Origin of the sequence: Microcystis sp. M090S1 (assembly GCF_020246295.1) — a bacterium.
Lineage (GTDB): Bacteria > Cyanobacteriota > Cyanobacteriia > Cyanobacteriales > Microcystaceae > Microcystis > Microcystis aeruginosa.
Genome location: NZ_JADBTF010000059.1, coordinates 1 through 26,045 on the forward strand (window position 1 = coordinate 1; position 26,045 = coordinate 26,045).

Genomic DNA, 26,045 nt, shown 5'->3' on the forward strand with positions numbered 1-26,045 from the left:
CAATTAAAGACTGCTTAGTTAGGTTGAGAACTTCGATGGTGAACAGTTCCAAGCTCCAGCCTACCCCGTAGATGCCCCAGTTACTCGGATCGAGGTAGCTTCGATAGGCGATCGCCCCTAAAGTCAGGGCAGCCGCTAGGACAGGAAGGATCGAGGCCGCCATCCAATCCGAGTAAACGGCTAGAGAATGGAGAGTCAGGGCGACTAACTCCAGACTACAGAGGGCAATTGCCCAGCCATCGAGGGACTGGGTATAGAGGGCGGCAAGTTGGCTCTGGCGGCGCAAGAACCAACTTCGCAGCATCCAGAGGACAGCTATGAGCAAGGCAACTGCCAGCAACCAGCCGTCAATTGAACGCAAGGCCCATCCCGCCCAACCATCCCACAGGCAAATTCCCCACAAAGCCAGAGCGAAGCCGATGGTAAGGGTAACTGCCGCCCCTTGTTGTAAATAATAGGCATGAACCAGCATCAACCCAGTTGCTATTCCTAAGCCGATTAGCCTGTACCCTGTCAGCCCTAGCAAGGGCAACTGGACTAGGGATAAGGTGGCAATACTCAACCAGATTGCTGAGGGAAAACGGGGAGGTTGCCAACTGCGATAGGCGGTTGCTCCCATAAGCAAGAGCGACAAGAGGAGAGTACGGAAAGGCTCCTGCACTATCGAGGTGTTAGCTACCAGAATCGACAACTCCAGACTACAGAGGGTGATTGCCCAGCCATCGCAGGCGCGGGCATAGAGGAGAGCAAGTGCAGAAGTACGCTGGCTCAACCAATAGCGCAACAGCCAGAGGGGGATAAGGGCGATTGCCCCCGCCAACAGCCAATCTAATCCAGGGAGAGGCAATCTCTCTAGTAAGGCAACGCTCAAGCCCAAGGACAAGCCTACCGTGATGGCAGCCGCTGCTAATTTTTGTAGGCGATGAGTCTGAAAGAACATCAACCCAGTGGCGATCGCCAGGGTGACGAGACGAGTTTCTTCCCCTACCCAGGTGGGAATTTGGGCAACTAGCAGGACTGAGATGCTCAACCAAATGACTAGGTTAGGTTGGCGCGAGGGCTGCCAACTGCGATAAGCTGTCGCCCCCATCAGCAGCCAAGTGGCGATCGCTTCTCTACCGTCTGGAGAATTAAGGACATTGCCAGAAAGCGCCAATAACATCAGGAGCGAGAGGCAAGTTGCCCAACCATCGCTAACCTGGGCATAAATTCTCGCCAAATTATTCGGTAATGCCCTTAAGCATTGGCGGAGAATCCACAAGCTTGTCGCAGTAATTACCCCTGCCAACAGCCAGCTTGCTTCTTGCCGCAATGCCCAACCAAAACTGCCATCCCACAAAGACAGTGCCAGCCAACTCAAGCCAAAACCTACGGTAATCGCTGCTGCTGCTACCTGCTCTAAGTTACGGCTATTGACGAACATCAATCCTGTAGCTATCCCTAAGCTAATTGAGGCAATTCCTGGTTCCAACCCTTGCGGGGGTCGGGCTGTTAAGATAAGCCACTGCCACAGGGCTAAAGCGTCTATACTCAACCAACTGGCAACTTCCCGCCGAGCCAGATTCCAAGTTCCCACCCCAGTCAGGGCCAGGGGAGCCAAACCCCAGACTAAGCCCCACTCTAGCCCCATAAGCGGGCGCTCCAACACAGAGGTCAACTGGGCGAAAACTGCCACCTGATTGAGGACAAACAAGCCATAGGATAGCCCTGCCAAGATTAGTCCCAGCTTCCAAGTTGTGTGGTGTAGGAGATGGAGCAAGGAAGTAGGAGGAAAGGGCTGTTTCACGCTGAATGCCAATTCCAGCACCGCCAGCATGATTAAAATCACGCCCCAAACTGCCCAACTCAACCTTGGCCATCCCCAGTCAATCGCCAAAATTAGGGTGAGCAAGCCAGCTAGGTGAGTGAGATAGGCCAGGGAGAGAAAACGGCGGGAAATCTCTTGAAGGGAAGCTAGTTTGACTTGCCGTTGGCTGAAAATTACTAACGCCAGGGTTGAAGCTGCCAAGTTGAGCGTCCTCAAGGCAGGATTGACTAAGGAGCAAAAGGTCAAGGTTGTTCCCCAGAACAAGGCTATCGAGCCGGTAAAAGAGGCTAATTCCCGCTTGCCCAATTGGGAGAACCAATCTCTCAGGAATAGGATTAAGACTAGGTAAGGAAAGAGCACTAAGCTTAGTAACGCCCAAGGGGTAGCTTCAGCGCCAGTTAAACCAGTCCCCAAGGCGATTGCCCCTTGCCTGAAAGTATCTGGAAGTAAGCGCCAAGCCAGCCACAACCCCTGCAACCCAATCAGCAAGGCTGCTGCCAAGTCGAACTTCCGCCAGGAGTAACCGATGCGTCGGGCAAAAAACAGGAGTGATAAACCACTCACTGCTAGGGCTTGCCAGGGTGTTTCACCCACCGACAGTAACCAACCTAGCAGCAGCAAGCTACCGCCGATACGCTGCCACAAGGAAACAGATTGTCTGGTCTGCCAACTGGCTAACCAGCCGCAAATCCCCACAGCCAGCCCCAATTGGCTAATCTCTACCTGAGCGATAAAAATTGCCCGCACCAGCAGGATAACCAGCCCATAGACGACAATTGCCTCATTTAAGCTAAAAGGGGCTAATCTTTCTCTCCTTGATGCTGCTTCTTGTCCGGCTCCTTCAGGAACACGGGAAAGGGAGATCAAAGTTGTTCCCACCACTCCCAAGTAAGTTGCCAGCAAGGGAAAACCCCCAATTGCCCATCCCCAATGCAGATAGCTCAATCCCAAGTGATTCGGCAGACTTTGAGAAAATCCTGCCGGGCCAGTTCCCCCGTACCTCCCCCGGAATAGTTGAACTGTTACGGCGGTAAGGGAAAGGGCAGCCACTACCACAATCAACCAGTCTAGTGGGTTGCGCCACAAGCCCAAGCTATCCATGGCCAGAAAATTCATCGGTACTAGCAACAGGGTAACCAGGCGCAAAGCTTGACTGGTCAGGCGCAGGCCCGGCTGTTGGCTACTCCAAAAACTGGCTCCCCAAAAAGCTAAAGTATAAAGCCACAAAACCCCATACTGTCCGGCGCTTGAGAATTTTTCCCAAAAGTTGGCGGCGAGGACACCAGAGGAGATGACCACCATGAAGACTCCCAACAGCAGCAGCCAGAGGACGCTCAATTCTGCCATCAGAGACTGTAACATTTGTCCAAACTGGCTGGGAGTTTCCTGCCGTCGAGGAGATGTTGGCGGCTGTGGCGGGATTCTACGGGGAGCTTCTGGCCGTCGAGAAGGTAGCGCGGGTGGGGGAGTCTGCTGGGAGGAGATGGGGTCTGGCAGCGGCTCTCTGGTAGGGGCAGTTGTCAGTATAGGCATGACACAGGAGAGGTTTTCCCGACACAGTTGCTTGACTTGAGATTCCCCAAGTAATCCTAATTGGAGCCATTGTTCTAAACCTTGTAGTAGACAGGGATGGGAAGCTCTCACTCTTATAACAACCCGGATTTGAGAAGCAGTCAGCCAGCCTCGCTCCTGCCATTGCCCCAAACCTTCTAAAAAGTTAGATATAGGGACGCTGGTGGTTATTGTCAGAGCGAGGGTTTCTTGAACTGAATTTTCTCTCGCATTTATTGCTAATTCTAGTCTTTTGTCGGCAATCAACTCTAATTCTAGCCATTGATTGAGAGCTAGTAAAAGTTCGGCTGGCGAGTTGGGATTGACGATTTCTATTGGGATGATTCGCTTCTCTTGAAAGGACATAAGTAATCAGATAAGTAGTCGGACATAAATTCTCTCGTCTGTCTTAAGAAATGTAATTCTGGCAATTCTTGCTGACTCCTGACTCCTGACTCCCACGGTTAACTTTACTTTTGTCCGACCACTTAAAGGTAAAGTTAAAGTTAACTGTGGAGACAAGGGAACAGGGAACAGTAAGGGTTTCAGCCTTGGTTAGATCTCTTAAGAAATTAATCTCATCTAAGCTGTCTTGAAAAAGCGAATAATCTCTCGTACTTGATTGAGAAATTGACTGTCTTCTGTCAGTTGTGCGATCGCATTTTGTGCTTCCTGAGATAAGGTTTCATGTTCAACCTGATTTTTAGCTTCTAATTTTTCTAGTAAGGCTTTCAGACGGGCTAATTCTTGGCGAGTTATTTTGACTTCTTGTTGCTGTATATTTGCTTCTGTATCGAGTTTTTCCCTAATTATTGCCACATTAGCCTCTAAATTAGAGACGCAAACGCGCAACTCTACTACATCCTCTCTGGGATACTTAATCTGTTCTCGAATCATTGACAAACGCACGGCTAAATATTGATAAGCCCGAATCGCCGGACGTAAAGCTGTCAATAATAAAGTTGCACCGGAACTCACATATCCTACTGCACTAATTCCCGTTGCTGCTAAGGTATAAAGTCCAATTCCTGACAGCAAATGTAAGGCGATTGCGAGCCGAATTGACCAACGCGCTACTGTCTTAACATAATCAACTTGTTTCCGATCTACGGGAATATTTTTTTCTTGAGAAATTGCTGCTTCTGCGATGACTTCCTGGGCATCAAAATAAATGTTCCAAGGAACAGTCACAATCACTAACAACCACCAAAAACTGGCGATCCCAATCAACCAATCGATTAAATTTCCTGACGGGATGTGCAACCATTGTAAAATTCCAAAAGCTAGTAAGACTAAGGCTCCAAAAATCACACAAAATCCGATAAATCCTAGATAGCTTAAAAACATCTCAATCACCCCATTTTTATTTCTCTTTCTTTTATGTTAGAAAAAGATTGATCAAGTTTCACTAACGGTTGTGACACTTTGTGAATTTACCCATAAAATGGCACAATTGTGAACCATAACTTGGCTGTTTGACAACGAGTATAGTGTAGCGACTGTCTTGATGGTCAAGGGGTAATTCAAAAAAACTCAAGCAGTTGCCGTAAAACTCAAAATCTCAAGCCGGAAAAAAGCGCAGCAAAAGCTAAGATGCTCAGGTTAAACCAAAGCAAGCGCAACCCTTGATTAGAGATAACAAAAAGTGTGAATCTCTAGGAACAAGGCTGTAAATTGTCAGGAAGCTGCCAAGGCTGATTTTGGCGAACCATTGCATTAAGAATAACTAAGATTTTCCGCACACAAGCAGTCAGAGCCAGTTTTTTTGATTTACCGCGTCCGACTAGGCCTTCGTAAAAGGCTTTAATCACCGGATTATGACGCATAGCCACCACCGCTCCCATGTAAAGAGTCGCCCGAATCTGAGCGCGACCTCCCTGAATCATCCGCTTACCTTTATGTTGACCACTATCAGGATTAATCGGCGCAACACCGACCAAGCGAGAGATTTGTTTGGCGGTTAATTGACCGAGTTCTGGTAAGTCGGAGACGAGAGTAGTGGAAATTACTTGACCAATCCCCGGCACGGTTTTGAGTAAATTAACTTTCTCGAGCCATTGTTGGTTAGCTTGGGTCAATTCCTCAATTTCTTGATTGAGTTTTTCGAGGCAGTTATCGAGATACTCAAGATGGGCTTCGATATCGACCAAAGCTTTACCGCGAGCGCGTTCCCGTCGGTTTTTTTCGGCAGTCCGCATCTCGACAAGTTGTCGGCGACGACTAATTAAGTCGCCCAATTGACGAGATTCTTCCGACTCAACCGCTAATATTGGCGGTTGCATTGCCTCGCCAAAATGAGCTAAAATCTGAGCGTCAATGGCATCGGTTTTGGCTAACTTACCAGTGGCTTTAGCAAAGTCTCTTCCTTGACGGGGATTGATTAAGGCGACCGGTAAACCCGCTGCTTGTAATTGAATCACCAGTTCAGTTTCTCAACCTCCTGTCGCTTCCAGAACGATGAGGTTGACAGTGTAGGATTTTAGGGTTTCGACCAGTTTAGATATGTCCTCCTCGATTAAACCTGAGAAATTGGCGGGATTGATGGTTACTTTGGAGAGCATCCCCTTGATTTTACTCATCCTTGCCCGATACGGTCTGTTAGCTTAACAATTGATTGTTTTCGCGACGACCCCGGCGACTGTTCGAGTTTTGTCAGGGAGATTATGGTGGTGACCCTTGCTACGAAGCGGTCTTTTCTGACCAAGGTTGGGACGGTCTACCACTTCTCTCAATATACAAGGTTGGGTTGAAGCATGAAACCCAACGCCCTGAAGAACCTCACTGATTACTGTTTACTGTTTACTGATAACTGAAAAGTCTTCATAATTCCCAAAAAAACAACCCGCGGCAGTTAACCGCGAGTTATTTTTGGCTAAAATCGGATAATTACTGAACGGTAATCGTTCCGACCATACCGGCACCGCGATGGGGTTCGCAGTAGTAGGTGTAAGTACCTAGTTCGCTGAAAGTGCTTTCAAAGGACTCCCCGGCGGAAAAAGCCAGACCTTTATGGGATAATTTAGCAGCTTGGGCTTCGGGAACTTTGGCACTATCAAAAACTATGTTATGGGGAGAAAGTTTGTTATTGACCCATTTCACCGTATCTCCTGCTTTAATAGTGAGGGTGGGGGGATCAAATTGTAGTGTACCTGCATCACCGCCCATCTTCACCGTGAAGGTTTCCGCGGCAGCGGCGGCAGTGTTGAAGAAGAAGCTAGAGAGGACTAGCGCCACGGTAGCGAACAATAAACCTAATTTTTTCATGCTTGTTAATCCTTTACACGAGGGAAGATGACAAGTTTGACAGCCTGTCTTTTGACAAAAAAGTAAAAGTTTGCTTTTAACTGTCCCATTGATTAATTCTACACGAAGTTTGACAGCTTGTCTTTTGACAAGAAAACCGGTTTTTTCTGACGATGGTTGGGGAATTTCTTGAGAAATAGAGGAGAACCAATCGTGAAAAGATTATTAATTTCCCTGTGCTTGCTCTTGGCTGTGGTTACATTCGGTATGGCTCGTCCCGCTTTAGCTGATGGGGCTTCGATTTTCAGTGCTAACTGCGCTTCCTGCCACATGGGCGGTAAAAACGTGGTTAATGCCGCTAAAACCCTGAAAAAAGAAGATTTAGTTAAATACGGCAAAGATTCCGTTGAAGCTATCGTTACCCAAGTTACCAAAGGTATGGGGGCGATGCCTGCTTTCGGTGGTCGTCTCAGCGCTGAAGATATCGAAACTGTAGCTAATTATGTCCTCGCTCAAGCGGAAAAAGGCTGGTAAAAATTAGTTATCGGTGGCGAGTTATCCGTTGTCAGTCTGGTAAGAATTGTAGCGATCGAAATTCTTGGGTCATTTGCTGGCTTAAAATAGCTAATGGTTCATCTCGGGACAAGGTTGTGAAATTGCGATCATTTTTCTATCTTTTAGGTGCGACGGTAATCATTCTCCTAGGAGTCGCTACAGCCAGTTTTGCTTGGATTCTCGCCGATAGTCCTCTGTCTTTGCTCAAAGGTGGGGTAATGCGGGAACCGACGGCGGCGATTTTTGTGCCGAAACAGGCCCCGGTTATGGTATCCTTGTTGGTCAATCCCGAACGTTTAGAGTCTTTTGGTCAATTAATCGCTACACCGGCTAATCGACGACGTTCCCACCAAGAAATTAAGGATTTAGAAAAAAGTCTGCTCGGTAAAACGGGGTTAAATTATCAAAAGGAAATCAAACCCTGGTTAGGGGAGGAAATTACCCTCGCTGTTACTTCCCTAGATTTCGATCGCGATACCGATAATGGTATCCAACCGGGTTATCTTTTGGCAATTCAAAGTAAAGATGGTGAACGCGCTAAGGAATTTCTGCAAGCTTCCTACTCAAAACAGGCGGTTTCGGGCAAATTTGACCTCGTTTTTGAACTCTACAAGGGAGTTAACCTCATTTATCAACGTCCCTTGACCGCGGGAGATAATAATCGTTTTCTCGCTAGTGCCGTGGTGGGTGATACGGTGCTTTTTGCCAATAATATCAAGGTTTTGCGCGAGGCACTTAATAACGTGCAAGTACCGGATTTAAACCTAAAAAATAGCCCTGATTACCGAGAAGCTCTCAAAAATATCACCGAACCGCGTATAGCTATAGTTTACGGCAATTTACCTCCGTTATCGGCTTGGATCGCTAATCAACCCGTCCCGGAGAGTCCCGAAGCGAAACAACGATTAGCCACGGCTTTTACCCTCAAATCCGGGGGAATAGTCGCTCAAACCGCCTTAATTGGAGTCTTAGGACAGGATGACCAAGCACCAATTTTATCTAGTCCCGTGGGAGCATTATCTTTTATCGGCGAAAATAGCCTTTTAGTCGCCGCTAGTCGCGATTTAAATCGTTTTTGGACTCAGGTAGAGGAGGGGTTAGAAGCAGATAGTCCCCTACAGGAATTAATAACACAGGTCTTAAACCGCTTCCAGTCGCCTTTAGGTTTAAATTTGCCTGAAGACGTTTTTAGCTGGGTTAGAGGCGAATATAGCCTCGCTCTCGTGCCTAGTTCAAAGGGGATGGAACCCGATAGTGTTTTTGTAGGGGAACGGGTGATGGGGGTAGAGGTGGACAGTGCGATCTCTCATTTGGATGAGTTGGCCCGCAGTCGCGGCTATAATGTGGTTAATCTGCCTTTACTCGATCGAACGGTGACAGCTTGGACAAAGTTAACCACGGCGGTCCCGGGGGGAAAAGCGCAACTAGAAACGCTCGTGACGGGAGTGCATACTAGGGTCGATAATTATGAAATTATCGCTAGTTCTGTGGAAGCGATGGGTTTAGCTTTATCTGCACAGAAAAACCCCATCTTAAGTAGTGGTAAGTTTCGACAGGCAATTACTGCTTTACCCGCAGAAAATGATGGTTATTTTTACGTCGATTGGCGACAATTGCAACCGGTAATCGAGGCAAAATTCCCGATCGTGCGGGTGTTAGAATTATCGATTAAGCCTTTATTTAATAATCTGCGTTCTCTTACTATTAGCAGCCAAGGTAGTGAAAATTCTGTGCGTCGGGGAACGATTTTCTTTAACTTGGGAGTGAAGTCTTAATCAGTTATCAGTTATCAGTTATCAGTTATCAGTTATCAGTTATCAGATAGAAGCTTGTAGGTTGGGTTGAGCGATTTAATACTTAGGAGAAAACTGCTCGATTCAATGGTTTGAGGTAAACCCAACATTCTTAACGACATTGGTGTGGTTGGGTTTCGCTCAAGCGTCGCTAATATTTGACAGACAAAAGTTATTATTGCTCAACCCAACCTACGGTTAGTATGTTAAAGTGCATAACAAGTATGGAAAAGCCAAATTATTTTGGATGAGCTTGCAAAATTCGCTTTACTGTTTAAACCATGACTACTATCACAATTGTTCCAGAATTTGCAGGAAAAACCTTGACATATAAAGCAATTTGTGGCAACCAAGAAACAAGTGGTTTGACTCCAGGTCAAGCACTGGATCTTATGGAAACAAGTTTAATTGCTGAAGGTGAAAATATGGGTGAGACATTAGTGATTTTACAGCGTTTCCGTCCTGATAATTTATTCACCAAACAGCAACAAGAACGTTTACAAGAACTGATGGAAGAATTTCATCAATCTCTAGCTTCTGAGACTGAATTTTCTGCGATAAAACAGCAAGAATTAACAGCTTTAATTGAGACAGAATTACAAGCAAGTATTCAAAGAGGAAAAAGAATCATCAAACAGATTCAAGATAATGATTAATTTATAATCAAGAGCAAAAGGTAACAAGCATCTCTTTTCAAGGGAACAAAAATTAAAATTTTTCTGATTTCAACTGATTTAAAGCTATCGACTTCAGGTAGTAATTACTGACAACTTATGACTAATAACTGATAACTGATAACTGAAATGACCCATCCCCAATATACTCTCGTTGCGAAAAGGGCAAAACATAGATGTGAATATTGTCATGCACCAGAGATTATTTTTAATCTTGCTTTTGAAGTAGATCACATTGTTCCCCTCTCTAAAAAAGGGGAAGATAAACCAGAAAATTTAGCTCTATCATGTCGTATTTGCAATCTTCATAAATTAGCTCGTATTGAGGGAATTGATCCAGTGACAGAAAAAGTATTTCGCTTATTTAATCCTCGTATAGACAAATGGGAAGAACATTTTCTTGTCGATAATAAAACTTTTGAAATCGCAGGAAAAACGCCAATAGGTAGAGTAACAGTAGAAGTATTAAGCATCAACTCTACTTTACAAATTAGTGCCAGAAAAATATGGTATATTCTAGGTGTTTTCCCTTGAAAAGTTAAGCTAAATAAACCAGAAAAAATATGATAAAACCACTTTTAAAAGTAGCACAGATACAAACTTAAAACAACCCTCTCATTACTTTTTGCTCGGTTTCCTTCTTAATCTTGAGAATCGCAATATCAACTGATTCTTGTAGATAATCGAGATTTGCTTGAGTTAGCGTGTAGTGGACTGTTTCAGCTAAAATAGGGCAATAGATTTCGGCTTAAAGTCTTAGATTATAGAATTTATGGCATTTTTCTAATACACCAAATTAGCTGAAACAGTCCACTACGGCTAGTATGGTGTAAGCTAAGACGCATTTAAAGCACTTATTCTTAAGATTAGCCGAATCTCCCCCAATCCCTTTACTGTTGCCTCTTGCCTCTTGCCTCTTGCCTCGTCTCAACAAGCAATTTAAATGCTTAACAGCTTATCAGTATACCATCGTCCTGCTTCTTCTCTTTTGTTTTGTTCGCTCATCAGTTCTATTATTCTTAGTTCGTCATCTTTTCTCCGTTTTTCATTTGCTTTTCTTCTTTCTTCTTCATTCTCTTTTATACGCTGTTCAGCCACTTGTTTAAACTGAGGAAATATGGTTGCAAGTTTTTTAAGTTCCCCCTGTCGATACTGATCTGATGAAACAAGTTGAGAAACATACTTATCAAATACATCTTTAAACTCAGGCAAAGTAGCAACAAACTCTTTTAACCTGTCTATTGTATTATCACCAAAACCGAGACTTTCAGGCTTCGTGGAAATCCACCGACCAATCACAAACCGAAAATCTGGGTACTTATCTAGTAGCATCCTAGCATCGGCAATAGATAAACCTCCGTCAACCATCTGTAACCATTGCTGGCGAACAGAATTCCGTTGAACAGGATCAGTAATGTGGTCAAAACAGTCATCGTAGTATCCTGACATATTTTTTTCTCCGAATCACTCATAATCTCATCTTAAGCGTTCAGGGGGTGGTTATCAAGTAGCCAGTGGTATTGATTCTGTGGAAGGACTCTCTTGGGGTAGTATAAATGTAGAGGGAGAAACATTACCTCTCCAGACGCGAATCGCCGAGCGCCATCAATTCCAGGATTAGATTCCAAGGTAGCAAGCCCTAGCTTGAAAAATTCGCTAAAATATATATAATTAACTTGATCAGATTATTTATAAAGTCTGTTTAACAGCTAAAGTTAATAAAGTTTATTTTGAAGCCGATGACCAAAGAGCTACTCATACAAATCAATCGAGAAGGAAACCTCGAACTTCCTCCTGAAGTTCAAACCCGCCTCAACCCAGGAGATAAATACATGATTTCCCTGACGGAAGACTCCATCATTCTCAAAAAAGTTCATCAAGATAAAGTCAATCTAGAGCAATTCTTTGAGCGACTAGAAGCAATGGAACCAGACCCCAATCAACCGACTCTAGCTGAGATTAGCCAGATGATTAAAGAAGCTCGCCAAATTAGACGCGCCAACTCATGAAAGTTGTTGTAGATGTCAATGTTTGGATTTCAGGATTGTTGTGGGGAGGAGTTCCGGGTAAAATCCTTAAATTAGCTAAAAATCAAAGAATTACCATCATTACTCCCCAAGAATTTCTTAGTCGCTACTTTAATGAGTAGAGAAGAGGAGTAAGGTAATTAATTGACGATTTACACCAAGATAAAAGATAAGTTTGACCGACAATAATTGCTATGATTACTGTAGGATTTAAAAAAAGTGATCGCTCTTACTACTATCTAATTACTTTAGATAGTAGTAGCCTAGTGCTTTTTAGACAAAAAAGCCTATTCTGCATATTCCCAAAAAAGCAGCCTATGAATTAAGTAGGGGTTGCTGAATAAATCTAAAAACCTTGTTGGATAATATTTTTAGGCTTTTTTAGCCCAAAAACCTTTTTTAGCAGGATTTACACCGATATTCAGCCAACCCTAAGTAGAATTTAAAATCATCCCCAGTGAGGAACTAGCCATGAAATCCTTTGCCCTTCTTACCACCGTCAGCCTAATCAGCCTTTCCACCCTCGCGACTGTTCGCCCCGTCATGGCGCTAGAGAGCCGACAACCAGCCGAAACCCGGATCGCTCAAGGGAACAATCAAGACGCGATCGGCTACTTTAACCGGGGAATTGACTACATCCAACAGGAAAAATACGATCTCGCCCTCGCTGAATTCACCAAAGCGATCAACATTAATCCCCGATACGCCGAGGCTTACCTCAATCGCGGGTTTCTTTACAAACAACAGGGGAAACCCGACCTCGCCCTGTCCGATTTCAATCAGGTAATCAACATTAATCCCCGAGACGCCGAAGCTTACTACAATCGGGGGATTCTTTACGGCGAACAGGGGAAACCAGACCTCGCCCTGTCCGATTACAATCAGGTAATCAACATTAATCCCCGATTGGCTGGGGCTTACTACAATCGGGGGATTCTTTACGCCATACAGGGGAAACCAGACCTCGCCCTGTCCGATTACAATCAGGCGATCAACATTAATCCCCGATTCGCCGAGGCTTACCTCAATCGGGGGGTTCTTTACGATGAACAGGGGAAACCCGACCTCGCCCTGTTCGATTACAATCAGGCGATCAACATTAATCCCCGATACGCCGAGGCTTACGTCAATCGGGGGATTCTTTACGCCATACAGGGGAAACCCGACCTCGCCCTGTCCGATTACAATCAGGCGATCAATATTAATCCCCGATTCGCTGGGGCTTACTACAATCGCGGGAATCTTTATTACTACCAACAGGGGAAACCCGACCTCGCCCTGTCCGATTACAATCAGGCGATCAACATTAATCCCCAATTGGCCCTGGCTTACGCCAATCGGGGGGTTCTTTATTACTCTCGACAAGAAACGGAAAAAGCGATCGGAGATTTCCGACAAGCCGCCGAACTGTTCCGCCAGCAAGGAAACGCAGCGGCCTATGAAGCGGTTATGGAATTCCTACGGCAATTAGGTGCGGTCTAGTTCTTTTTCTTGGGTTGAGCGAATCAATAGGTTAAAGAAAACCTCTCAATTTTAGGGGAAAGGGAAACCCAACACCCAACACCTAAATCCGTCTGAATCAGCGATCGCTTCTCATGACCTTTTGTTGGGTTTCCTTGGGTCAACCCAAGCGACGATAATTGTTATCAGTATTTAGTTTTTTCTAGTCTAGTCTGTTAATTGTTCATTAAAAACCTTCGGGATGGATGTTATTTTATGACCCTAAAACAACTCATACAAGACAAACGAGAGGATATCCTAAAAATTGCCACCAAACATGGTGCTTTTAATGTGCGTGTATTTGGTTCCGTTGCTAGAGGTGAGGAAACCGAAAATAGTGATATTGATTTTTTAATTGATTATGATTTAGCTAAAACATCCCCTTGGTTTCCCGGTGGATTATTAGTTGATTTAGAGGATCTCTTAGGGTGTAAAGTGGATGTAGTAACTGAAAAAAGCCTTCATCATCTAATTAAACAGCGAATCTTAAAGGAGGCAATTAAGTTATGAATGAAGATCAAGTTTATCTTGGATATATTTTAGACTGTATTGATAAAATTAAGGAGTATTTCCAAGGAGGAAAACAGGAGTTTTTTGCTAATTCAATGATCAGCGATGCTATCATTAGACGCTTACAAACCTTGGCAGAATCAACTCAGCGGCTTTCGGAGGAATTAAAGGCAAATATTCCCGATGTTGACTGGCGTAATATTTCTGGTTTTAGGAATATTTTAGTACATGATTATTTAGGTGGAATTGACCTTAATACAGTTTGGGATGTGGTAGAGAATTATTTGGATAATTTAAGAGAACAGATTTTCAGGCATCTAGAATCAGTCAATACTTAATCACAGTCTAATTTTGTAGGTTGGGTTGAGCGAATAAATAGGTTAAAGAAAACCTCTCAATTCTCAGGGAAAGCGAAACCCAACACCCAACACCTAAATCTGTCTGAATCTTTTTGTTGGGGTTCCTTTCGTCTATAGTTGGGTTTCCTTGGTTCAACCCAACGGACGATAATTGCTATGATTACTATAGGATTTGAAAAGGGCGATCGCTATTTCGATCCTCTTATTTTTTTGTTGGGTTTCCTTCTTGATCTTGAGAATCGCAATATTAACTGATGTTGGTAGATAATTGAGATGGGATTTAATCATTATTCTTCACTTAAATTAAAATCAATTCGTTGATAAATATCCAGCAATGAAATTTGGAAATCCACAGAATGAAACCTTAAAACATCATTCTCTGATTCAGATGCTTTAAACAACCATTCTCCATTATTTTGTTGATAAAATTGTTCCACATAATAACGGTATTGATCAATCAAAATATATTCCTTAAAGTCAGGAATTGAGCGATAAAACTTAAACTTATCAGTGCGGTCATAATCTCTGGTTGATTTTGATAAAACCTCGACAATAATTAACGCATTAGTTACAGTATTTGTGCCTTTTCCTTCATATAATGGTTTGCCTTTAATCACCATTACATCAGGATAAGTATAAAAGCAATATATTGGCATCCATAACCGTACATCACTCATAAAAGCCCAATAATCTTCATTGTTAATCTTAGTCGGAAAATTTTTATAAAAATTACCAGCAATTAGATTATGATTGGTTGTTGCTCCCGTCATAGGAATAATTTCTCCATCTAGATATTCATTTTTGTATGCTGCTGTTTCTTCTAGCTGACAATATTCTTCGGGTGTATAATACCGTTTTTCGATTTGAACTTGCATACTAACCTCCCTTATCTTGGTTAAATTCCCATTCAATAGCAACCTTAATATTAGCTTGTGCTGAACCTTTTGTCACTAAAGGAATCCCCGTTTCACCCCCAACTTGTAAGCCAAATTCTCAAGTAACCTTACGGAGTGGACTTACTTGGGAAACTCCCTGTTTGATCGAAGTTAATAATAATTGTCAGCTAAGACGTATTTAAATCGCTTATTTTTAGATTAGCCGAATCTACCCCAATCCCTTTATGCTACATATCAGGACAGGCACTCATGCACTCTTGCAATAGGCAAAAGGGAGAATAAATAATCATTCTTTAATAACCGGATTTAGTATGACTCCTAACCCCACCAACAAACTTTTTCAGCAAACCCTAGTTATCAGTGACTCTTAAATTAATACAAACGTTTGCACAATCGTCTCCTCACTCCTGACTCCCCAGACTCTCGACTCCTCAAAACGAAAAATTTGTACCTCACCATTAAGATAACTGCTATAATACTGCATAAAATCTCGAAGTGGAACGATAGAGAGTTTAGTTGACCTCCACGGGGACTAGCTAGATGAAAAAACGAGAGACTTTGCTGGAGAAGTTTTGTTGCTTTTTAGTTTTGCGGCAAAATAGGACAGAATGGAATTGCGATCGGCGTTTGCGTCGTAACATGGAAAGCTATGGCCCAATCGATCCTAATGTCGATTCAGAGGAATATTGGTCTCTATTCTTTCAGCAACAGTATCAGAATCACGGTTCCAAAAATCATCTTTTTCGTGGGCATTTATACGCTTATTTGCAGGAACCTTGCTACTGGGCTGCTGCCGAAATCTATCAAAAATATCAAGCTAAACTAGATTATCAGATCGAAGACTACTTTAACGAAGGAATTCTTGATTTTGAGGCTATCTTAGCTGACTTTAAGCCTTTATTCTCTACTCGCTTCGATAATTTTGCCACTCAGAGGATTAAATATCGCTTAATCGATCGCATCCGTCAGATTAGTCAAGCATTCGGCCATAATACTTGGAGCCTACTACTTAATTCTACCGGAGCGCGTCTCAGCCAAGCTCTCCGGGCGAGGGGATTAGTGGGGGAAACTCTCGAAAATTACCTTTTAGCTTGGGATTACTATAAAGAAATTTATGCCCAGGCAAAAATAAAAACCGATGGTAAAATTCAGGAACCTAGTCCAGAAATCTGGCAAAAAATCGCCGCTGCTTATAACTCGGATAGCCACTCTACCATCAAAATCAATTCTGCGACAATTAACCGATGGTTAGAGGATGCGGGACAAGCTATTTTTGATTATTTATTTCCCCAAGGAAAAACAATTTCTCTACAGCAACCTTTAGGGGGTGAGGAAAGTAGCACGAGGGAGGAAATGATCGAAGATACTCTCCATGATACCCCTTGGCAGCAATTAGAAGCGGCGGAAAATTTTCGCGAGTCGCAACAAAACCACCAAAAAATTCTAGCTTGGTTAGGGGCAGAAATTTCACAGATTTGTCAGCAGCCGCAACAGGCAAAACTGCATCCGCAAATTCAGTTAATTCTAGAGATGACTTATGGGTTGGGGTTGGGACAAGTGGCAATTGCCGCTAAGATTACAGAAATCACCACGGTGGTTATCAAACAATATCAGGTTTCTAGGGAACTGGATAAAGTTTATCGTCACCTCGCTAAAAAGTTTTTACCCTGGGCCAGCGAAAACCTGCATATTCCTTCCCAGTCTCACGATAGAGAAGTTATTAGTAAAGCAATAGAACCATGGCTAACATACTACTATCAAACCAGCGCAACAACTCAGGAGGATTAATTATGGTTAATGATTGGTTAGAACTAACTCCTGATAGCATTTGGCTAGAAATACCCGCAGATATTCAAGAGATAAGTTGGGCAAAAAGTGCCAGTTTTACTGATGCCAGTATTCGTCAGAGATTTTATATTAATTATCTCTGTCAACAAGTTATTTTTAACTATCTACAGTCAGGGATTACAGGGGTTAGCTTAGTAGAAAATCAAGAGGATTTCTGGCAACTAGGAGTTAATGGTTTTACCGTTAAATTAGGCAAAAATTCAGTAATAGTTATTGCCAGCGAAACTCTGGATCTAGAAGCGATCGAAATTCCTCAAGAATGGGTAGATATTCCTCAATTAATTGGTGATTATTATCTAGCGGTACAGGTAAACACTGCCGAAAGTTATCTGAGAATTTGGGGTTATACTACCCATAAAGATATTAAGGAAAAAGGACAATATATTAAGCGTAATCTTAACTACTCTCTACCGAGAAATCAACTGCAATCAGGATCAGATTCTTTAGATTTATGGGGAGAGTGTCAATTACAACCAGTTAAGATTGAACCGGAAAAGATGGAAGAAAAACTATCTTTAGATAGATTGACAACCTTACTAGACATCTTAGCTAATCCTCAGTTAATCTTTCCCAGAAAAGCCGTTACTTTTCAGGAATGGGCAGCAGTTATCGTCAATAGTAACTGGAGAAAAATTTTAATTACCCGTCGGCAAAAATCCCCCGTCAAGTTAACCAATTGGTTTGCCGATAATTTCCCCATTGATTGGCAAAGTATCCTCGATTTTAGCTCACTGTCACTGGTTCCAGCTTTCAAAAATACAGAAATTAAACGCATCAAAGATTTAGGAGTAGAATTACTGGGAAATCCCCTCGCTTTGATGATTACTATCGCTAAAATTGAAGAAATATTTAGCCTGCAAGCGACTGTTTACCCCACCGGAGAAACAAGCACTTTACCCCCCCATTTAAAATTAACTATTCTCACCGAAACTGGTCAGGTTTTTCGAGAAGTAATTGCCACAGATAACGATGAATTTATTCGTTATCGATTTGATGCTGAATTGGGGGATAAATTCTTCATTGAAGTGGCTTTAGAATCGGCAAGAGTCACCGAATATTTACAAGTATAAGCGAGGAAAAACTTAATGATTAAACTCTTAACTCTCGAACTAGATGGCACATTTGATCGGGGATTTAAAGTAAAATTAGAAATTCGTCCCGATCTTAATTCTCGTCCCCAAACTGTGATCAAAGCAAGGCTACCAGCTAATTTAGAGTTATTAACTCTTTACCGTCAATGGCAACGTCACTATAGTGAATTAGAGGGATTTTTTAAAGTCTTAAAAGATAGCAATCCCCAACAAATTACCAATAGTTCTCAGCAGAGTTTAGTTTTTAAAAACTGCCAAGAAAAAGCCAAATTATTTGAGGATAACTTAAACAAATGGTTGAATAATAGCCCAGAATTTGAACCGATCAAAACCGCAATTCTGCGCTCTGGCAATAACTTTCGTATCTGGTTACAAACCGATAATATTTGGCTGCAAAGATTCCCCTGGGAAAAATGGGAAATCCTCCAAAATACTGGCGCAGATATAGCCATTATTGTCTCGGAATACGATACCTTAACCAGACAATTAAGAAATCATGAAAAAATTCGGATTTTAGCCATTTTAGGCTATGCCACCGACTTAAGATTTCTCGAAGAAGATCGCAAAACTTTAGACGATATTGCGGGAAAAGCAGGAGCCGAAATTATCTGGGAAAAAGCCCCTCACCCGCAAAAATTAAATCAGTTATTGCGTCAAGAAACTTGGAATATCCTCTTTTTTAGCGGTCATAGTGCCAGTACAGAAGATGGGCAAGATTGCGAAATTCAACTAACAGAAACTCATAAATTAAAGATAGCTGATTTTAGCTTTTCTCTGGGAGAAGCCACTAAAAACGGGTTAAAGTTAGCGATATTTAACTCCTGTGATGGTATCGGTTTGGCACAACAACTATCACGGGAAAAAGGGATGGCATTACCCCATCTAATCTTTATGCGCGAGAAATTACCCGATCCTGTTTCTCCCAAATTTCTGCAATACTTTTTAACCGCTTTTACCAATAATAAATCTCTCTATAGCGCCGTACATGAAGCCCAAAAAAATCTGCACGATGACTGGGAAAAAGACTATCCCTGTGCCAGTTGGCTGCCCGTAGTTTGCCCCAATCCCACCGAAGAACCCCCCACTTGGCATAGTTTCAGTAACTCCCCTCAAAAACAACAAAATTGGCGACGATTTGCTCTAACTTTCGGTTTAGGTTTAGCCGTAACGATGACAGTCTTGGCAATAAGAGAAACAGGAATTTTAGAACCCTTAGAATTAAATATTTATGATCGTCTGATGCAACTAAAACCCAAAGATAAACCCGACGAAAGATTATTAATTATTACCATTGATCGCCAAGATTGGGCCTATCAAGATCGCATGGGTATGAAAAGACCAACAATACCAGGAAGCGATCGAAAACGTTCCCTCGCAGGAGAAGCATTATCGCAGCTTTTAAATAAATTACTGCCCTACGAACCGCAAATTATCGCCTTAGATATCCTCCGTCCCATCGCTGCCAGTCAAGATTATCCACCCCTAGCCAAACAATTACAAAATACTCCTAATTTTATCTCGATTTGTAAGTTTAATAATTACCCGCAACCGGACGGATTTCCCCCACCCCCGGAACTGCCAAAAAATCAGAGTGGTTTTAGTAACATAGTCCCAGACGAAACCATTGCTGGAGTTCCCCGAATTCGTCGTTTTTTATATCAGGCAAAACTCGATCCCACCTCTCCCTGTCTTCCCCCGGATTCTTTGGCCAAAGTTGACTCAATGTCCTGTAATTTTAAAGATTATGCTCCTAGTTTTAGTCTCCTAATTGCCAAACGATATCTAGAATCCCAGAATCAAGATTTTGACTGCAATAAACTGCAGCGGGGAATTCTAGAAATTAATATCGGGGATACTCATCTCGGGGACTGGCTACAATCCAACCGCGGCCCCTACAGAACCAGTCAATCCGATACCCGATCCGGCCGTCAAGTTATGCTCGCTTACCGTCGAATCGCCGATAATGGCATCGATGCAATCATAAAAATTGCTCCGAAAAAATCTCTCCGACAGGTTTTAGATCCGGGTTTTAATTCCGAATCAGTCCGGGAAAAAATTGTCCTGATTGGAGTAACAGAACCCGGGATTGATGATTTTTTAACCCCCTTTAGTCGCAACCCATCGGAAGCAATTCCGGGGGTTTATTTGCACGCGCACGCAGTCAGTCAAATTCTCGATACAATGACAGGAAAACGTACCTCGATCGCTTTTTGGAATCCCCTACAGGAGGCTTTCTGGGTGCTGGGTTGGTCCCTGGTGGGGGGATTATTAACGTGGCGTTTTCTTCGGGTAAAAACGGTACTTTTGACAGTGGCGATCGCTGTGATTTCCCTTACTGGTATCGGTTGGCTTCTCTTTAGTTATTTCGGTCTCTGGGTTCCGATTATTCCCCCAGCGATCGCACTTCTCACCACCTCCGGTATCTTCTTTTTTCTTCGTTCTTACTACTTAAAATAGCAAGGTAAGGCTTGCTGAAAAAGTACGGGCGAAGCATTCGGATAGAAAATCTCCGGTTTCACCGATAGGTTATTGCCCGAATGCTTCGCCCCTACAGGACCCGGGCCGATGAAGACGCAAGGTTTTGAGGCACGATTCTCTCAAAATCTTGCACCTGTTTCACGAGAAAAACGACAAAACTCTTACCTTGCCTACATTTCACATTTATTCAGCAAACCCTAGGTAACAACAATGATCAAACCTTCGATCGCCCTCATCCTTCTTTTCTCCCTACTGCCTCAACCCGGGTTAACCCTTATCACCCCGGCTGCCGGAAATATTTCTAATCATCCCATTCTGACGGCACAGGGCGATCGGGAGCTTACCGAGGAGCAATTCCTACAACGAGTCACCGTTCGGATTACTAGCGAGACAAATCGGGGATCAGGGACGATTATCGCTAAAAAAGGCGATAATTACCTTATCCTAACCAACGCCCACGTTACCCGCAGCGCGAAAACCCTACAGGTACAAACTTACGACGGCCACAGCCGTGCGGCCCGCATTGTCCCCAATTCCCTATCGGAGAATCAAGATCTCGCTCTGCTGGAGTTTAGCGATACCCGGGACTATGCGATCGCCACCATCGCGAAGTTTACCATCAATCAAAACAGGATCGGTTTAGAAGTGGTGGCCGCGGGATATGTTGCCGAAACGGGACAGTATCGGACGACAAAGGGAACCCTCGAACAGGTGAGCGATCGACCCCTCCGGGATGGCTACAGCGTCGGTTATAGTGGCGATATCGTGCAGGGAATGAGTGGCGGCGGCATTTTTGTCGAGCGGGATTTAATCGGTATTAACGGGCGATCGTCCCATCCGATTCTCTCTAACTACATCTACGAAGACGGTACAAAACCCACAGACGCAGAAATCCAACAGATGAGAGCGGTTAATTGGGGCATTCTCCTTCATACCCTATTAACCTACATCCGTCCCGAAATCCTCAGCGCCTATAACCTACCCCTACCGCAGGTGAACCCCGATATAGAAACCACCGCCCCTACTGACTATATCGCCGAATTAGAAGCGAAAGCGAAGGGTTTCACCGTGCGGATTGATAGTAGCAGTACAGCCAATGGAAGTGGCGTAATTGCCAATGGAAGTGGCGTAATTATCGCTAAAGAAGGGAATATTTACACCGTCCTAACCGCCGATCACGTCCTTTGCGGAGAAATGGCACGCACCGACAGCTGTGCTGATTACACCTACACCGTCGTCACCAGGGACGGCAAAACTCGAAACATCGAGAAAAGCACCATCATCCGGCAGAAAGGGGTAGATTTAGCAGTTTTTCAGTTTGAAAGCCTGGACAATTATCCCGTTGCGGAAATAGCGAATTATAACCCAAATACCGATGATTTTGTTTTTGCCGCAGGCTTCCCCAAAATTGGCGACAATCCCTCGAAATGGTTGTTTAGTGGCGGTAGAATTAACGAGAAAGAACAGGGATTACTAGAAACCCGCCAAAGTGACTTAAGCACGCAACAAAGTGGAACATTACAAAGTGTTGCTTCTTTAACCGGAGGCTATGAATTAGTTTATACCAGCATCACATTTGGGGGCATGAGTGGCGGTGCAGTCTTAGACTCTCAGGGGAGAGTAATAGGGATTCATGGACGTTCAGAAGGAGCAGGGGGAGGGAAAATTCAGTTAGGGTATAGTTTAGGAATTACCATTAGCACTTTTATCGGATTGCAAGAAAGATTCAAGGTAAAACCGCAATTATTAACCACTGCTCAACCCCAAGTTAGCCAGCAACAAAAACTAGAAATTTTTATAGCGATTACTATTGGTGTTATTGTTCCTAATACCAATGCGAAGGCGGATATTTGGATACAAAGGGGAGGACAATTATGGCGGTTACGGAGGTTTGAGAAAGCAATTAAAGCCTTTGATGAAGCGATTAAGCAAAATGACCCCGATAATGTCTATTTAGCTTGGTATGGGAAGGGATTAGCGTTAGGTGAGTTAGGTAAAGATCAACCAGCTATAGAAGCTTTGCAACAAGCGATTAATACCTTACCTAAACGGGAAGATTTAAAGAAGTTTCACAGTAGTATTTTACAAAAGCAAAGTGTTGTTTATCGCTATTTAGAAAATTATGAGCAAGCCTTAACGGTGATTAATCAGGCGATTTCTCTGTTTCCCAATAACCCCAATCACTATAACGAGAAATATGTAGTATTAAGTGAATTAAAACGCTATGATGAGGGATTAGCCGCAATTACTCAGGCAATTGAGCTCGCTCCCCGTGCTGCTTGGTATGGCAATCGGGGGCTTGTTTACCATAACCAACAAAAATACGATTTAGCATTAGATGACTTCAACAAAGCCATTGAACTTAATCCTAATTATGCTTTGGCTTACTACAATCGGGGGAATCTTTACTATAACCAACAAAAATACGAATTAGCATTAGCTGACTACAGCAAAGCTATTGAAATTAATCCTAATTTTGCTTTGGCTTACAACAATCGGGGGGGTATTTACTATAACCAACAAAAATACGAATTAGCTTTAGCTGACTTCAACAAAGCTATTGAAATTAATCCTAATTTAGCTGAGGCTTACCTCAACCGGGGGGGTATTTACTATAACCAACAAAAATACGAATTAGCTTTAGCTGACTTCAACAAAGCTATTGAAATTAATCCTAATTTAGCTGAGGCTTACAACAATCGGGGGCTTCTTTACTATAACCAACAAAAATACGAATTAGCATTAGCTGACTTCAACAAAGCTATTGAACTTGATTCTAAGTTAGCTATGGCTTACCTCAACCGGGGGGGTATTTACTATAACCAACAAAAATACGAATTAGCTTTAGCTGACTGGAACAAAGCTATTGAACTTGATTCTAAGTTAGCTATGGCTTACAACAATCGTGGGTATCTTTACAGACATCAACAAAAATACGAATTAGCTTTAGCTGACTTCAACAAAGCTATTGACATTAATCCTAATTATGCTTTGGCTTACAACAATCGTGGTCTTTTATATGCCGAATTAAAACAAACCGAAAAAGCAAAAATTGATCTACAACAAGCAGCTATATTATTCCTCCAACAGAATAATATGGCAACTTATGAAGAGGTGATGCAGATTTTACAACAATTAGGGGGGTGAAATAGAAATCATCAATTATGGAAAGTCGAGAAATTATCAAAAAACTGAAGGATGAGGGATGGTATCAAGTAGGTACAACAGGAAGTCATCATCATTTTAAACATCCCCATAAAAAAGGGAAAGTGACTGTTCCTCACCCTAAAAAGGATATTCCCCTTAAAACCCTAATCAGTATCGAAAAACAAGCCGGTATTAAATTACGATAAAGGAGAAATCAATGATTACTTATTTAGCCACCGTTCATAAAGATAAACATAGTGATTATGGGGTACAATTTTATGACTTTCCGGGTTGTATTAGTGCAGGAGAAACCATCGAAGAAGCGAAAAAAATGGCAACTGAAGCCTTAAAAGGTCATATTTCCTTTATGTTGGCAGATGGGGACGAAATTCCCACCCCTAGCACCCTCGAAACCATTTTAACCGACGCGGATCATCAAGATGCGATCGCTTTTCTACTCATTGAGGTATCAGAAGCTATTTTAAACCATCAGGAATTGTGTGTAAAAAACTAGGTGCAGTCCCTAGCTTGGGTTGAGCGAATAAATATGTTAAGGAAAACCTCTCAATTCTCAGGGAAAGCGAAACCCAACAGCCAAAATCTAAATCCGTCTGAATCTTTTTTTTGGGTTTCCTTACGTCAACCCAATCGACGATAATTGCTATGATTACTATAATCCGTAGTCGTGGTGTTTTATATGCCAGATTAAAACAAACCAAAAAAGCCAAAATTGATCTATAACAAGCGGCTATATTATTCCGCCAACAGAATAATATGGCTGCTTATGAAGAGGTGATGCAACTTTTACGCAAATTAGGGAGGTGACAAATGATAAAAACACCCGTTGATTTATACCGTAGAGGTAATGCTACATCTCCCAGAATGGATCATGTTCGTCCTAACAAAGATATTGCTATCTATGAAAATAATGGGCAAATATGGGTAAAAGAAACCCTTGTCGATGGACAAACACCGGGGGGAATTTCGACCTTTTCCGTTCAGGGAATAGGAAACAACTGGTGGAAACTAGATCGGGGAATTTCTATTCCCAGTGAGCTAGAATTAATTAATGATCGAGGTAATCACTGGTTATGGAAACCCTTATTTCCCATGTCAATAGAAACCTATCAACACGCTTTAAGGGTAATTGGTGAATTTTTTTATCGTGTAAGTTGAGGTAAACTATGAAAACTCTATCATTTAAAGACATCCAATTTATTATCGAAGCTCTCGAATCCCTTCTCAAAAATTATAGTGACCGTATTCAACAAATAGAAGCTCTCGAAAACTATGAAGATGAAATTTCGGACTTAAGTAATGATTCTCTATTTTTACAAGAATTAATTACTGACTTACAAAATCAACAAACACAAGAATTGGCTCTACTTGTGCCTGAATTTGATTTAAAAAAAATGCCTTTACAAACATTAATTAAACAAGGAAAAAACCTGTCAATTGAGGAAAAATTAATCTTATTGGAATCTCTAACTTCATCAATCCGCGAAGAATATAATCTAATGCGAACCTGAAATGAGAAATCAATGATTACTTATTTAGCCACCGTTCATAAAGTCCGTAGTCGTGGTCTTTTATATGCCAAATTAAAACAAACCGAAAAAGCAAAAATTGATCTATAACAAGCAGCTATATTATTCCACCAACAGAATAATATGGCAACTGATGAAAAGGTGATGCAATTTTTGCAGCAATTAGGGCAATAAGTGGGGGGGTGAGTTATCAGTATTTAGTTTTTTCTAGTCTAGTCTGTTAATTGTTCATTAAAAACCTTCGGGAGGGATGTTATTTTATGACCTTAAAACAACTCATACAAGACAAACGAGAGGATATCCTAAAAATTGCCACCAAACATGGTGCTTTTAATGTGCGTGTATTTGGTTCCGTTGCTAGAGGAGAGGAAACCGAAAATAGTGATATTGATTTTTTAATTGATTATGATTTAGCTAAAACATCCCCTTGGTTTCCCGGTGGATTATTAGTTGATTTAGAGGCTCTCTTAGGGTGTAAAGTGGATGTAGTAACTGAAAAAAGCCTTCATCATCTAATTAAACAGCGAATCTTAAAGGAGGCAATTAAGTTATGAATGAAGATCGAGTTTATCTTGAATACATTTTAGACTGTATTGATAAAATTAAGGACTATTCCCAAGGAGGAAAACAGGAGTTTTTTGCTAATTCAATGATCAGCGATGCTATCATTAGACGCTTACAAACTTTGGCAGAATCAACTCAAAGGCTTTCGGAGGAATTAAAGGCAAATATTCCCAATGTTGACTGGCGTAATATTTCTGGTTTTAGGAATATTTTAGTACATGATTATTTAGGGGGAATTGACCTTAATACAGTTTGGGAGGTGGTAGAGAATTATTTGGATGATTTGAAAGAACAGATTTTAAGGCATCTAGAATCAGTCAAGGCGTTGCTGAATTAAGCTATGAATCAGTAAGGAATAGGCACTTCTTGAAACTTCAGATAATGAATTAATAAACGAATAGAGTATCCTAACATTTCTGTAGACTTAGAATAGCAGAGTGTTTGGCGATGCAATC

The 26,045-nt window shown here is 42.4% G+C and carries 25 protein-coding genes and 4 pseudogenes; 20 read left to right on the forward strand and 9 right to left on the reverse strand.

The features are described 5' to 3' along the window. The 4 genes and pseudogenes from IM477_RS02365 to petE all read right to left on the reverse strand — a co-directional run. The coding region (locus IM477_RS02365; protein ID WP_287730409.1) for a hypothetical protein at positions 1-3,724 on the reverse strand (3,724 nt) is incomplete at its 3' end. 216 nt (positions 3,725-3,940) lie between these two features. After that, complete coding sequence (locus tag IM477_RS02370; RefSeq protein ID WP_287730410.1) at positions 3,941-4,705, reverse strand: hypothetical protein; 765 nt, start codon at positions 4,703-4,705, stop codon at positions 3,941-3,943. A gap of 308 nt (positions 4,706-5,013) precedes the next feature. Then, a pseudogene (locus IM477_RS02375) lies at positions 5,014-5,871 on the reverse strand (IS110 family RNA-guided transposase); the annotation flags it as partial. Positions 5,872-6,244: 373 nt separating this feature from the next. Beyond that, the gene (gene petE, locus IM477_RS02385; RefSeq protein ID WP_287730413.1) at positions 6,245-6,622 is read right to left on the reverse strand and encodes a plastocyanin; all 378 of its coding nucleotides are present in this window, start codon (positions 6,620-6,622) and stop codon (positions 6,245-6,247) included. Positions 6,623-6,814: 192 nt separating this feature from the next. Here petE and petJ point away from each other — a divergent pair, with 192 nt between their 5' ends. The 4 genes from petJ (at position 6,815) to IM477_RS02405 (ending at position 10,157) form a co-directional block, all read left to right on the forward strand. After that, positions 6,815-7,135, forward strand: coding sequence for a cytochrome c6 PetJ (gene petJ / locus IM477_RS02390; protein ID WP_002796336.1), 321 nt, complete (start codon positions 6,815-6,817; stop codon positions 7,133-7,135). A gap of 116 nt (positions 7,136-7,251) precedes the next feature. Then, positions 7,252-8,931 (forward strand): DUF3352 domain-containing protein, encoded by a 1,680-nt coding sequence (locus tag IM477_RS02395; RefSeq protein WP_287730414.1) that lies wholly within the window; start codon positions 7,252-7,254, stop codon positions 8,929-8,931. A 299-nt stretch (positions 8,932-9,230) separates the two neighbouring features. Next, entirely contained in the window at positions 9,231-9,605 is a 375-nt protein-coding gene (locus IM477_RS02400) for a hypothetical protein (RefSeq protein ID WP_287730415.1), read from the forward strand. Between the two features lie 147 nt (positions 9,606-9,752). After that, positions 9,753-10,157, forward strand: a complete 405-nt coding sequence (locus tag IM477_RS02405) for an HNH endonuclease (protein WP_002796341.1) — start codon at positions 9,753-9,755, stop codon at positions 10,155-10,157. A 405-nt stretch (positions 10,158-10,562) separates the two neighbouring features. Here IM477_RS02405 and IM477_RS02410 read toward each other — a convergent pair whose 3' ends face one another. Further along, positions 10,563-11,072: a hypothetical protein gene (locus tag IM477_RS02410; protein ID WP_287730416.1), complete on the reverse strand. Its 510-nt coding sequence runs from the start codon at positions 11,070-11,072 to the stop codon at positions 10,563-10,565. 290 nt (positions 11,073-11,362) lie between these two features. Between IM477_RS02410 and IM477_RS02415 the strand changes: the two genes are divergently transcribed. The 5 genes from IM477_RS02415 to IM477_RS02435 all read left to right on the forward strand — a co-directional run bounded on the left by IM477_RS02415 (position 11,363) and on the right by IM477_RS02435 (position 13,998). Next, positions 11,363-11,632: a hypothetical protein gene (locus IM477_RS02415; RefSeq protein ID WP_002796343.1), complete on the forward strand. Its 270-nt coding sequence runs from the start codon at positions 11,363-11,365 to the stop codon at positions 11,630-11,632. Next, positions 11,629-11,772, forward strand: a complete 144-nt coding sequence (locus IM477_RS02420) for a putative toxin-antitoxin system toxin component, PIN family (protein ID WP_002796344.1) — start codon at positions 11,629-11,631, stop codon at positions 11,770-11,772. Before IM477_RS02415 ends, IM477_RS02420 begins: the two co-directional genes overlap by 4 nt. Positions 11,773-12,121: 349 nt before the next feature. Then, positions 12,122-13,132 (forward strand): tetratricopeptide repeat protein, encoded by a 1,011-nt coding sequence (locus IM477_RS02425; RefSeq protein ID WP_287730417.1) that lies wholly within the window; start codon positions 12,122-12,124, stop codon positions 13,130-13,132. 234 nt (positions 13,133-13,366) lie between these two features. Then, positions 13,367-13,660 carry a nucleotidyltransferase family protein gene (locus IM477_RS02430; protein WP_002733639.1) on the forward strand — a complete coding sequence of 98 codons (294 nt, stop codon included), beginning with the start codon at positions 13,367-13,369 and terminating at the stop codon, positions 13,658-13,660. After that, a complete protein-coding gene (locus IM477_RS02435) occupies positions 13,657-13,998 on the forward strand; it encodes a HepT-like ribonuclease domain-containing protein (protein ID WP_287730418.1) in 342 nt (113 codons plus the stop codon). The genes IM477_RS02430 and IM477_RS02435 overlap by 4 nt, the downstream gene beginning before the upstream one ends. A gap of 153 nt (positions 13,999-14,151) precedes the next feature. Here the strand turns inward: IM477_RS02435 and IM477_RS02440 are convergent, their stop codons facing one another. The 3 genes and pseudogenes from IM477_RS02440 to IM477_RS02450 form a co-directional block, all read right to left on the reverse strand. Continuing rightward, positions 14,152-14,307 (reverse strand): hypothetical protein, encoded by a 156-nt coding sequence (locus IM477_RS02440; RefSeq protein ID WP_287730419.1) that lies wholly within the window; start codon positions 14,305-14,307, stop codon positions 14,152-14,154. Continuing rightward, entirely contained in the window at positions 14,307-14,894 is a 588-nt protein-coding gene (locus IM477_RS02445) for a Uma2 family endonuclease (protein ID WP_287730420.1), read from the reverse strand. Before IM477_RS02445 ends, IM477_RS02440 begins: the two co-directional genes overlap by 1 nt. Position 14,895: 1 nt before the next feature. Then, positions 14,896-15,000 (reverse strand): annotated as a pseudogene (locus IM477_RS02450) (CU044_2847 family protein); the annotation flags it as partial. A 455-nt stretch (positions 15,001-15,455) separates the two neighbouring features. On the opposite strand from IM477_RS02450, the gene IM477_RS02455 reads away from it, so the two are divergent. The 11 genes and pseudogenes from IM477_RS02455 (at position 15,456) to IM477_RS02505 (ending at position 25,927) form a co-directional block, all read left to right on the forward strand. Next, positions 15,456-16,703: an RNA polymerase subunit sigma-70 gene (locus IM477_RS02455; RefSeq protein WP_287730421.1), complete on the forward strand. Its 1,248-nt coding sequence runs from the start codon at positions 15,456-15,458 to the stop codon at positions 16,701-16,703. A gap of 2 nt (positions 16,704-16,705) precedes the next feature. Next, positions 16,706-17,833: a DUF1822 family protein gene (locus tag IM477_RS02460; protein WP_287730422.1), complete on the forward strand. Its 1,128-nt coding sequence runs from the start codon at positions 16,706-16,708 to the stop codon at positions 17,831-17,833. Between the two features lie 15 nt (positions 17,834-17,848). Beyond that, on the forward strand, positions 17,849-20,311 hold the full coding sequence (locus tag IM477_RS02465; protein ID WP_287730423.1) for a CHASE2 domain-containing protein: 2,463 nt from the start codon (positions 17,849-17,851) through the stop codon (positions 20,309-20,311). Positions 20,312-20,542: 231 nt separating this feature from the next. Next, positions 20,543-23,479 carry a serine protease gene (locus IM477_RS02470; RefSeq protein ID WP_287730424.1) on the forward strand — a complete coding sequence of 979 codons (2,937 nt, stop codon included), beginning with the start codon at positions 20,543-20,545 and terminating at the stop codon, positions 23,477-23,479. A gap of 17 nt (positions 23,480-23,496) precedes the next feature. Beyond that, entirely contained in the window at positions 23,497-23,685 is a 189-nt protein-coding gene (locus tag IM477_RS02475) for a type II toxin-antitoxin system HicA family toxin (protein WP_002768607.1), read from the forward strand. Positions 23,686-23,696: 11 nt separating this feature from the next. Further along, positions 23,697-23,993, forward strand: a complete 297-nt coding sequence (locus IM477_RS02480) for a type II toxin-antitoxin system HicB family antitoxin (protein WP_159248957.1) — start codon at positions 23,697-23,699, stop codon at positions 23,991-23,993. A 314-nt stretch (positions 23,994-24,307) separates the two neighbouring features. Then, the gene (locus tag IM477_RS02485; RefSeq protein WP_149976572.1) at positions 24,308-24,655 is read left to right on the forward strand and encodes a Tse2 family ADP-ribosyltransferase toxin; all 348 of its coding nucleotides are present in this window, start codon (positions 24,308-24,310) and stop codon (positions 24,653-24,655) included. 8 nt (positions 24,656-24,663) lie between these two features. Beyond that, a complete protein-coding gene (locus tag IM477_RS02490; RefSeq protein WP_002798281.1) occupies positions 24,664-25,008 on the forward strand; it encodes a hypothetical protein in 345 nt (114 codons plus the stop codon). Positions 25,009-25,020: 12 nt separating this feature from the next. Then, positions 25,021-25,200, forward strand: a pseudogene (locus IM477_RS02495) (hypothetical protein). Between the two features lie 86 nt (positions 25,201-25,286). Beyond that, positions 25,287-25,580, forward strand: a complete 294-nt coding sequence (locus tag IM477_RS02500) for a nucleotidyltransferase family protein (RefSeq protein WP_002763046.1) — start codon at positions 25,287-25,289, stop codon at positions 25,578-25,580. Continuing rightward, entirely contained in the window at positions 25,577-25,927 is a 351-nt protein-coding gene (locus IM477_RS02505; RefSeq protein ID WP_287730425.1) for a HepT-like ribonuclease domain-containing protein, read from the forward strand. The genes IM477_RS02500 and IM477_RS02505 overlap by 4 nt, the downstream gene beginning before the upstream one ends. An 8-nt stretch (positions 25,928-25,935) precedes the next feature. Here IM477_RS02505 and IM477_RS02510 read toward each other — a convergent pair. Further along, positions 25,936-26,045, reverse strand: a pseudogene (locus tag IM477_RS02510) (IS1 family transposase); the annotation flags it as partial.

Coding starts and splice junctions, on each gene's coding strand:
- IM477_RS02370 (WP_287730410.1), bottom strand. CDS start 4,705: ATGTTTTTAAGCTATCTAGGATTTATCGGATTTTGTGTGATTTTTGGA.
- petE (WP_287730413.1), bottom strand. CDS start 6,622: ATGAAAAAATTAGGTTTATTGTTCGCTACCGTGGCGCTAGTCCTCTCT.
- IM477_RS02400 (WP_287730415.1), top strand. CDS start 9,231: ATGACTACTATCACAATTGTTCCAGAATTTGCAGGAAAAACCTTGACA.
- IM477_RS02405 (WP_002796341.1), top strand. CDS start 9,753: ATGACCCATCCCCAATATACTCTCGTTGCGAAAAGGGCAAAACATAGA.
- IM477_RS02410 (WP_287730416.1), bottom strand. CDS start 11,072: ATGTCAGGATACTACGATGACTGTTTTGACCACATTACTGATCCTGTT.
- IM477_RS02415 (WP_002796343.1), top strand. CDS start 11,363: ATGACCAAAGAGCTACTCATACAAATCAATCGAGAAGGAAACCTCGAA.
- IM477_RS02420 (WP_002796344.1), top strand. CDS start 11,629: ATGAAAGTTGTTGTAGATGTCAATGTTTGGATTTCAGGATTGTTGTGG.
- IM477_RS02425 (WP_287730417.1), top strand. CDS start 12,122: ATGAAATCCTTTGCCCTTCTTACCACCGTCAGCCTAATCAGCCTTTCC.
- IM477_RS02430 (WP_002733639.1), top strand. CDS start 13,367: ATGACCCTAAAACAACTCATACAAGACAAACGAGAGGATATCCTAAAA.
- IM477_RS02435 (WP_287730418.1), top strand. CDS start 13,657: ATGAATGAAGATCAAGTTTATCTTGGATATATTTTAGACTGTATTGAT.
- IM477_RS02440 (WP_287730419.1), bottom strand. CDS start 14,307: ATGATTAAATCCCATCTCAATTATCTACCAACATCAGTTAATATTGCG.
- IM477_RS02445 (WP_287730420.1), bottom strand. CDS start 14,894: ATGCAAGTTCAAATCGAAAAACGGTATTATACACCCGAAGAATATTGT.
- IM477_RS02455 (WP_287730421.1), top strand. CDS start 15,456: ATGAAAAAACGAGAGACTTTGCTGGAGAAGTTTTGTTGCTTTTTAGTT.
- IM477_RS02460 (WP_287730422.1), top strand. CDS start 16,706: ATGGTTAATGATTGGTTAGAACTAACTCCTGATAGCATTTGGCTAGAA.
- IM477_RS02465 (WP_287730423.1), top strand. CDS start 17,849: ATGATTAAACTCTTAACTCTCGAACTAGATGGCACATTTGATCGGGGA.
- IM477_RS02470 (WP_287730424.1), top strand. CDS start 20,543: ATGATCAAACCTTCGATCGCCCTCATCCTTCTTTTCTCCCTACTGCCT.
- IM477_RS02475 (WP_002768607.1), top strand. CDS start 23,497: ATGGAAAGTCGAGAAATTATCAAAAAACTGAAGGATGAGGGATGGTAT.
- IM477_RS02480 (WP_159248957.1), top strand. CDS start 23,697: ATGATTACTTATTTAGCCACCGTTCATAAAGATAAACATAGTGATTAT.
- IM477_RS02485 (WP_149976572.1), top strand. CDS start 24,308: ATGATAAAAACACCCGTTGATTTATACCGTAGAGGTAATGCTACATCT.
- IM477_RS02490 (WP_002798281.1), top strand. CDS start 24,664: ATGAAAACTCTATCATTTAAAGACATCCAATTTATTATCGAAGCTCTC.
- IM477_RS02500 (WP_002763046.1), top strand. CDS start 25,287: ATGACCTTAAAACAACTCATACAAGACAAACGAGAGGATATCCTAAAA.
- IM477_RS02505 (WP_287730425.1), top strand. CDS start 25,577: ATGAATGAAGATCGAGTTTATCTTGAATACATTTTAGACTGTATTGAT.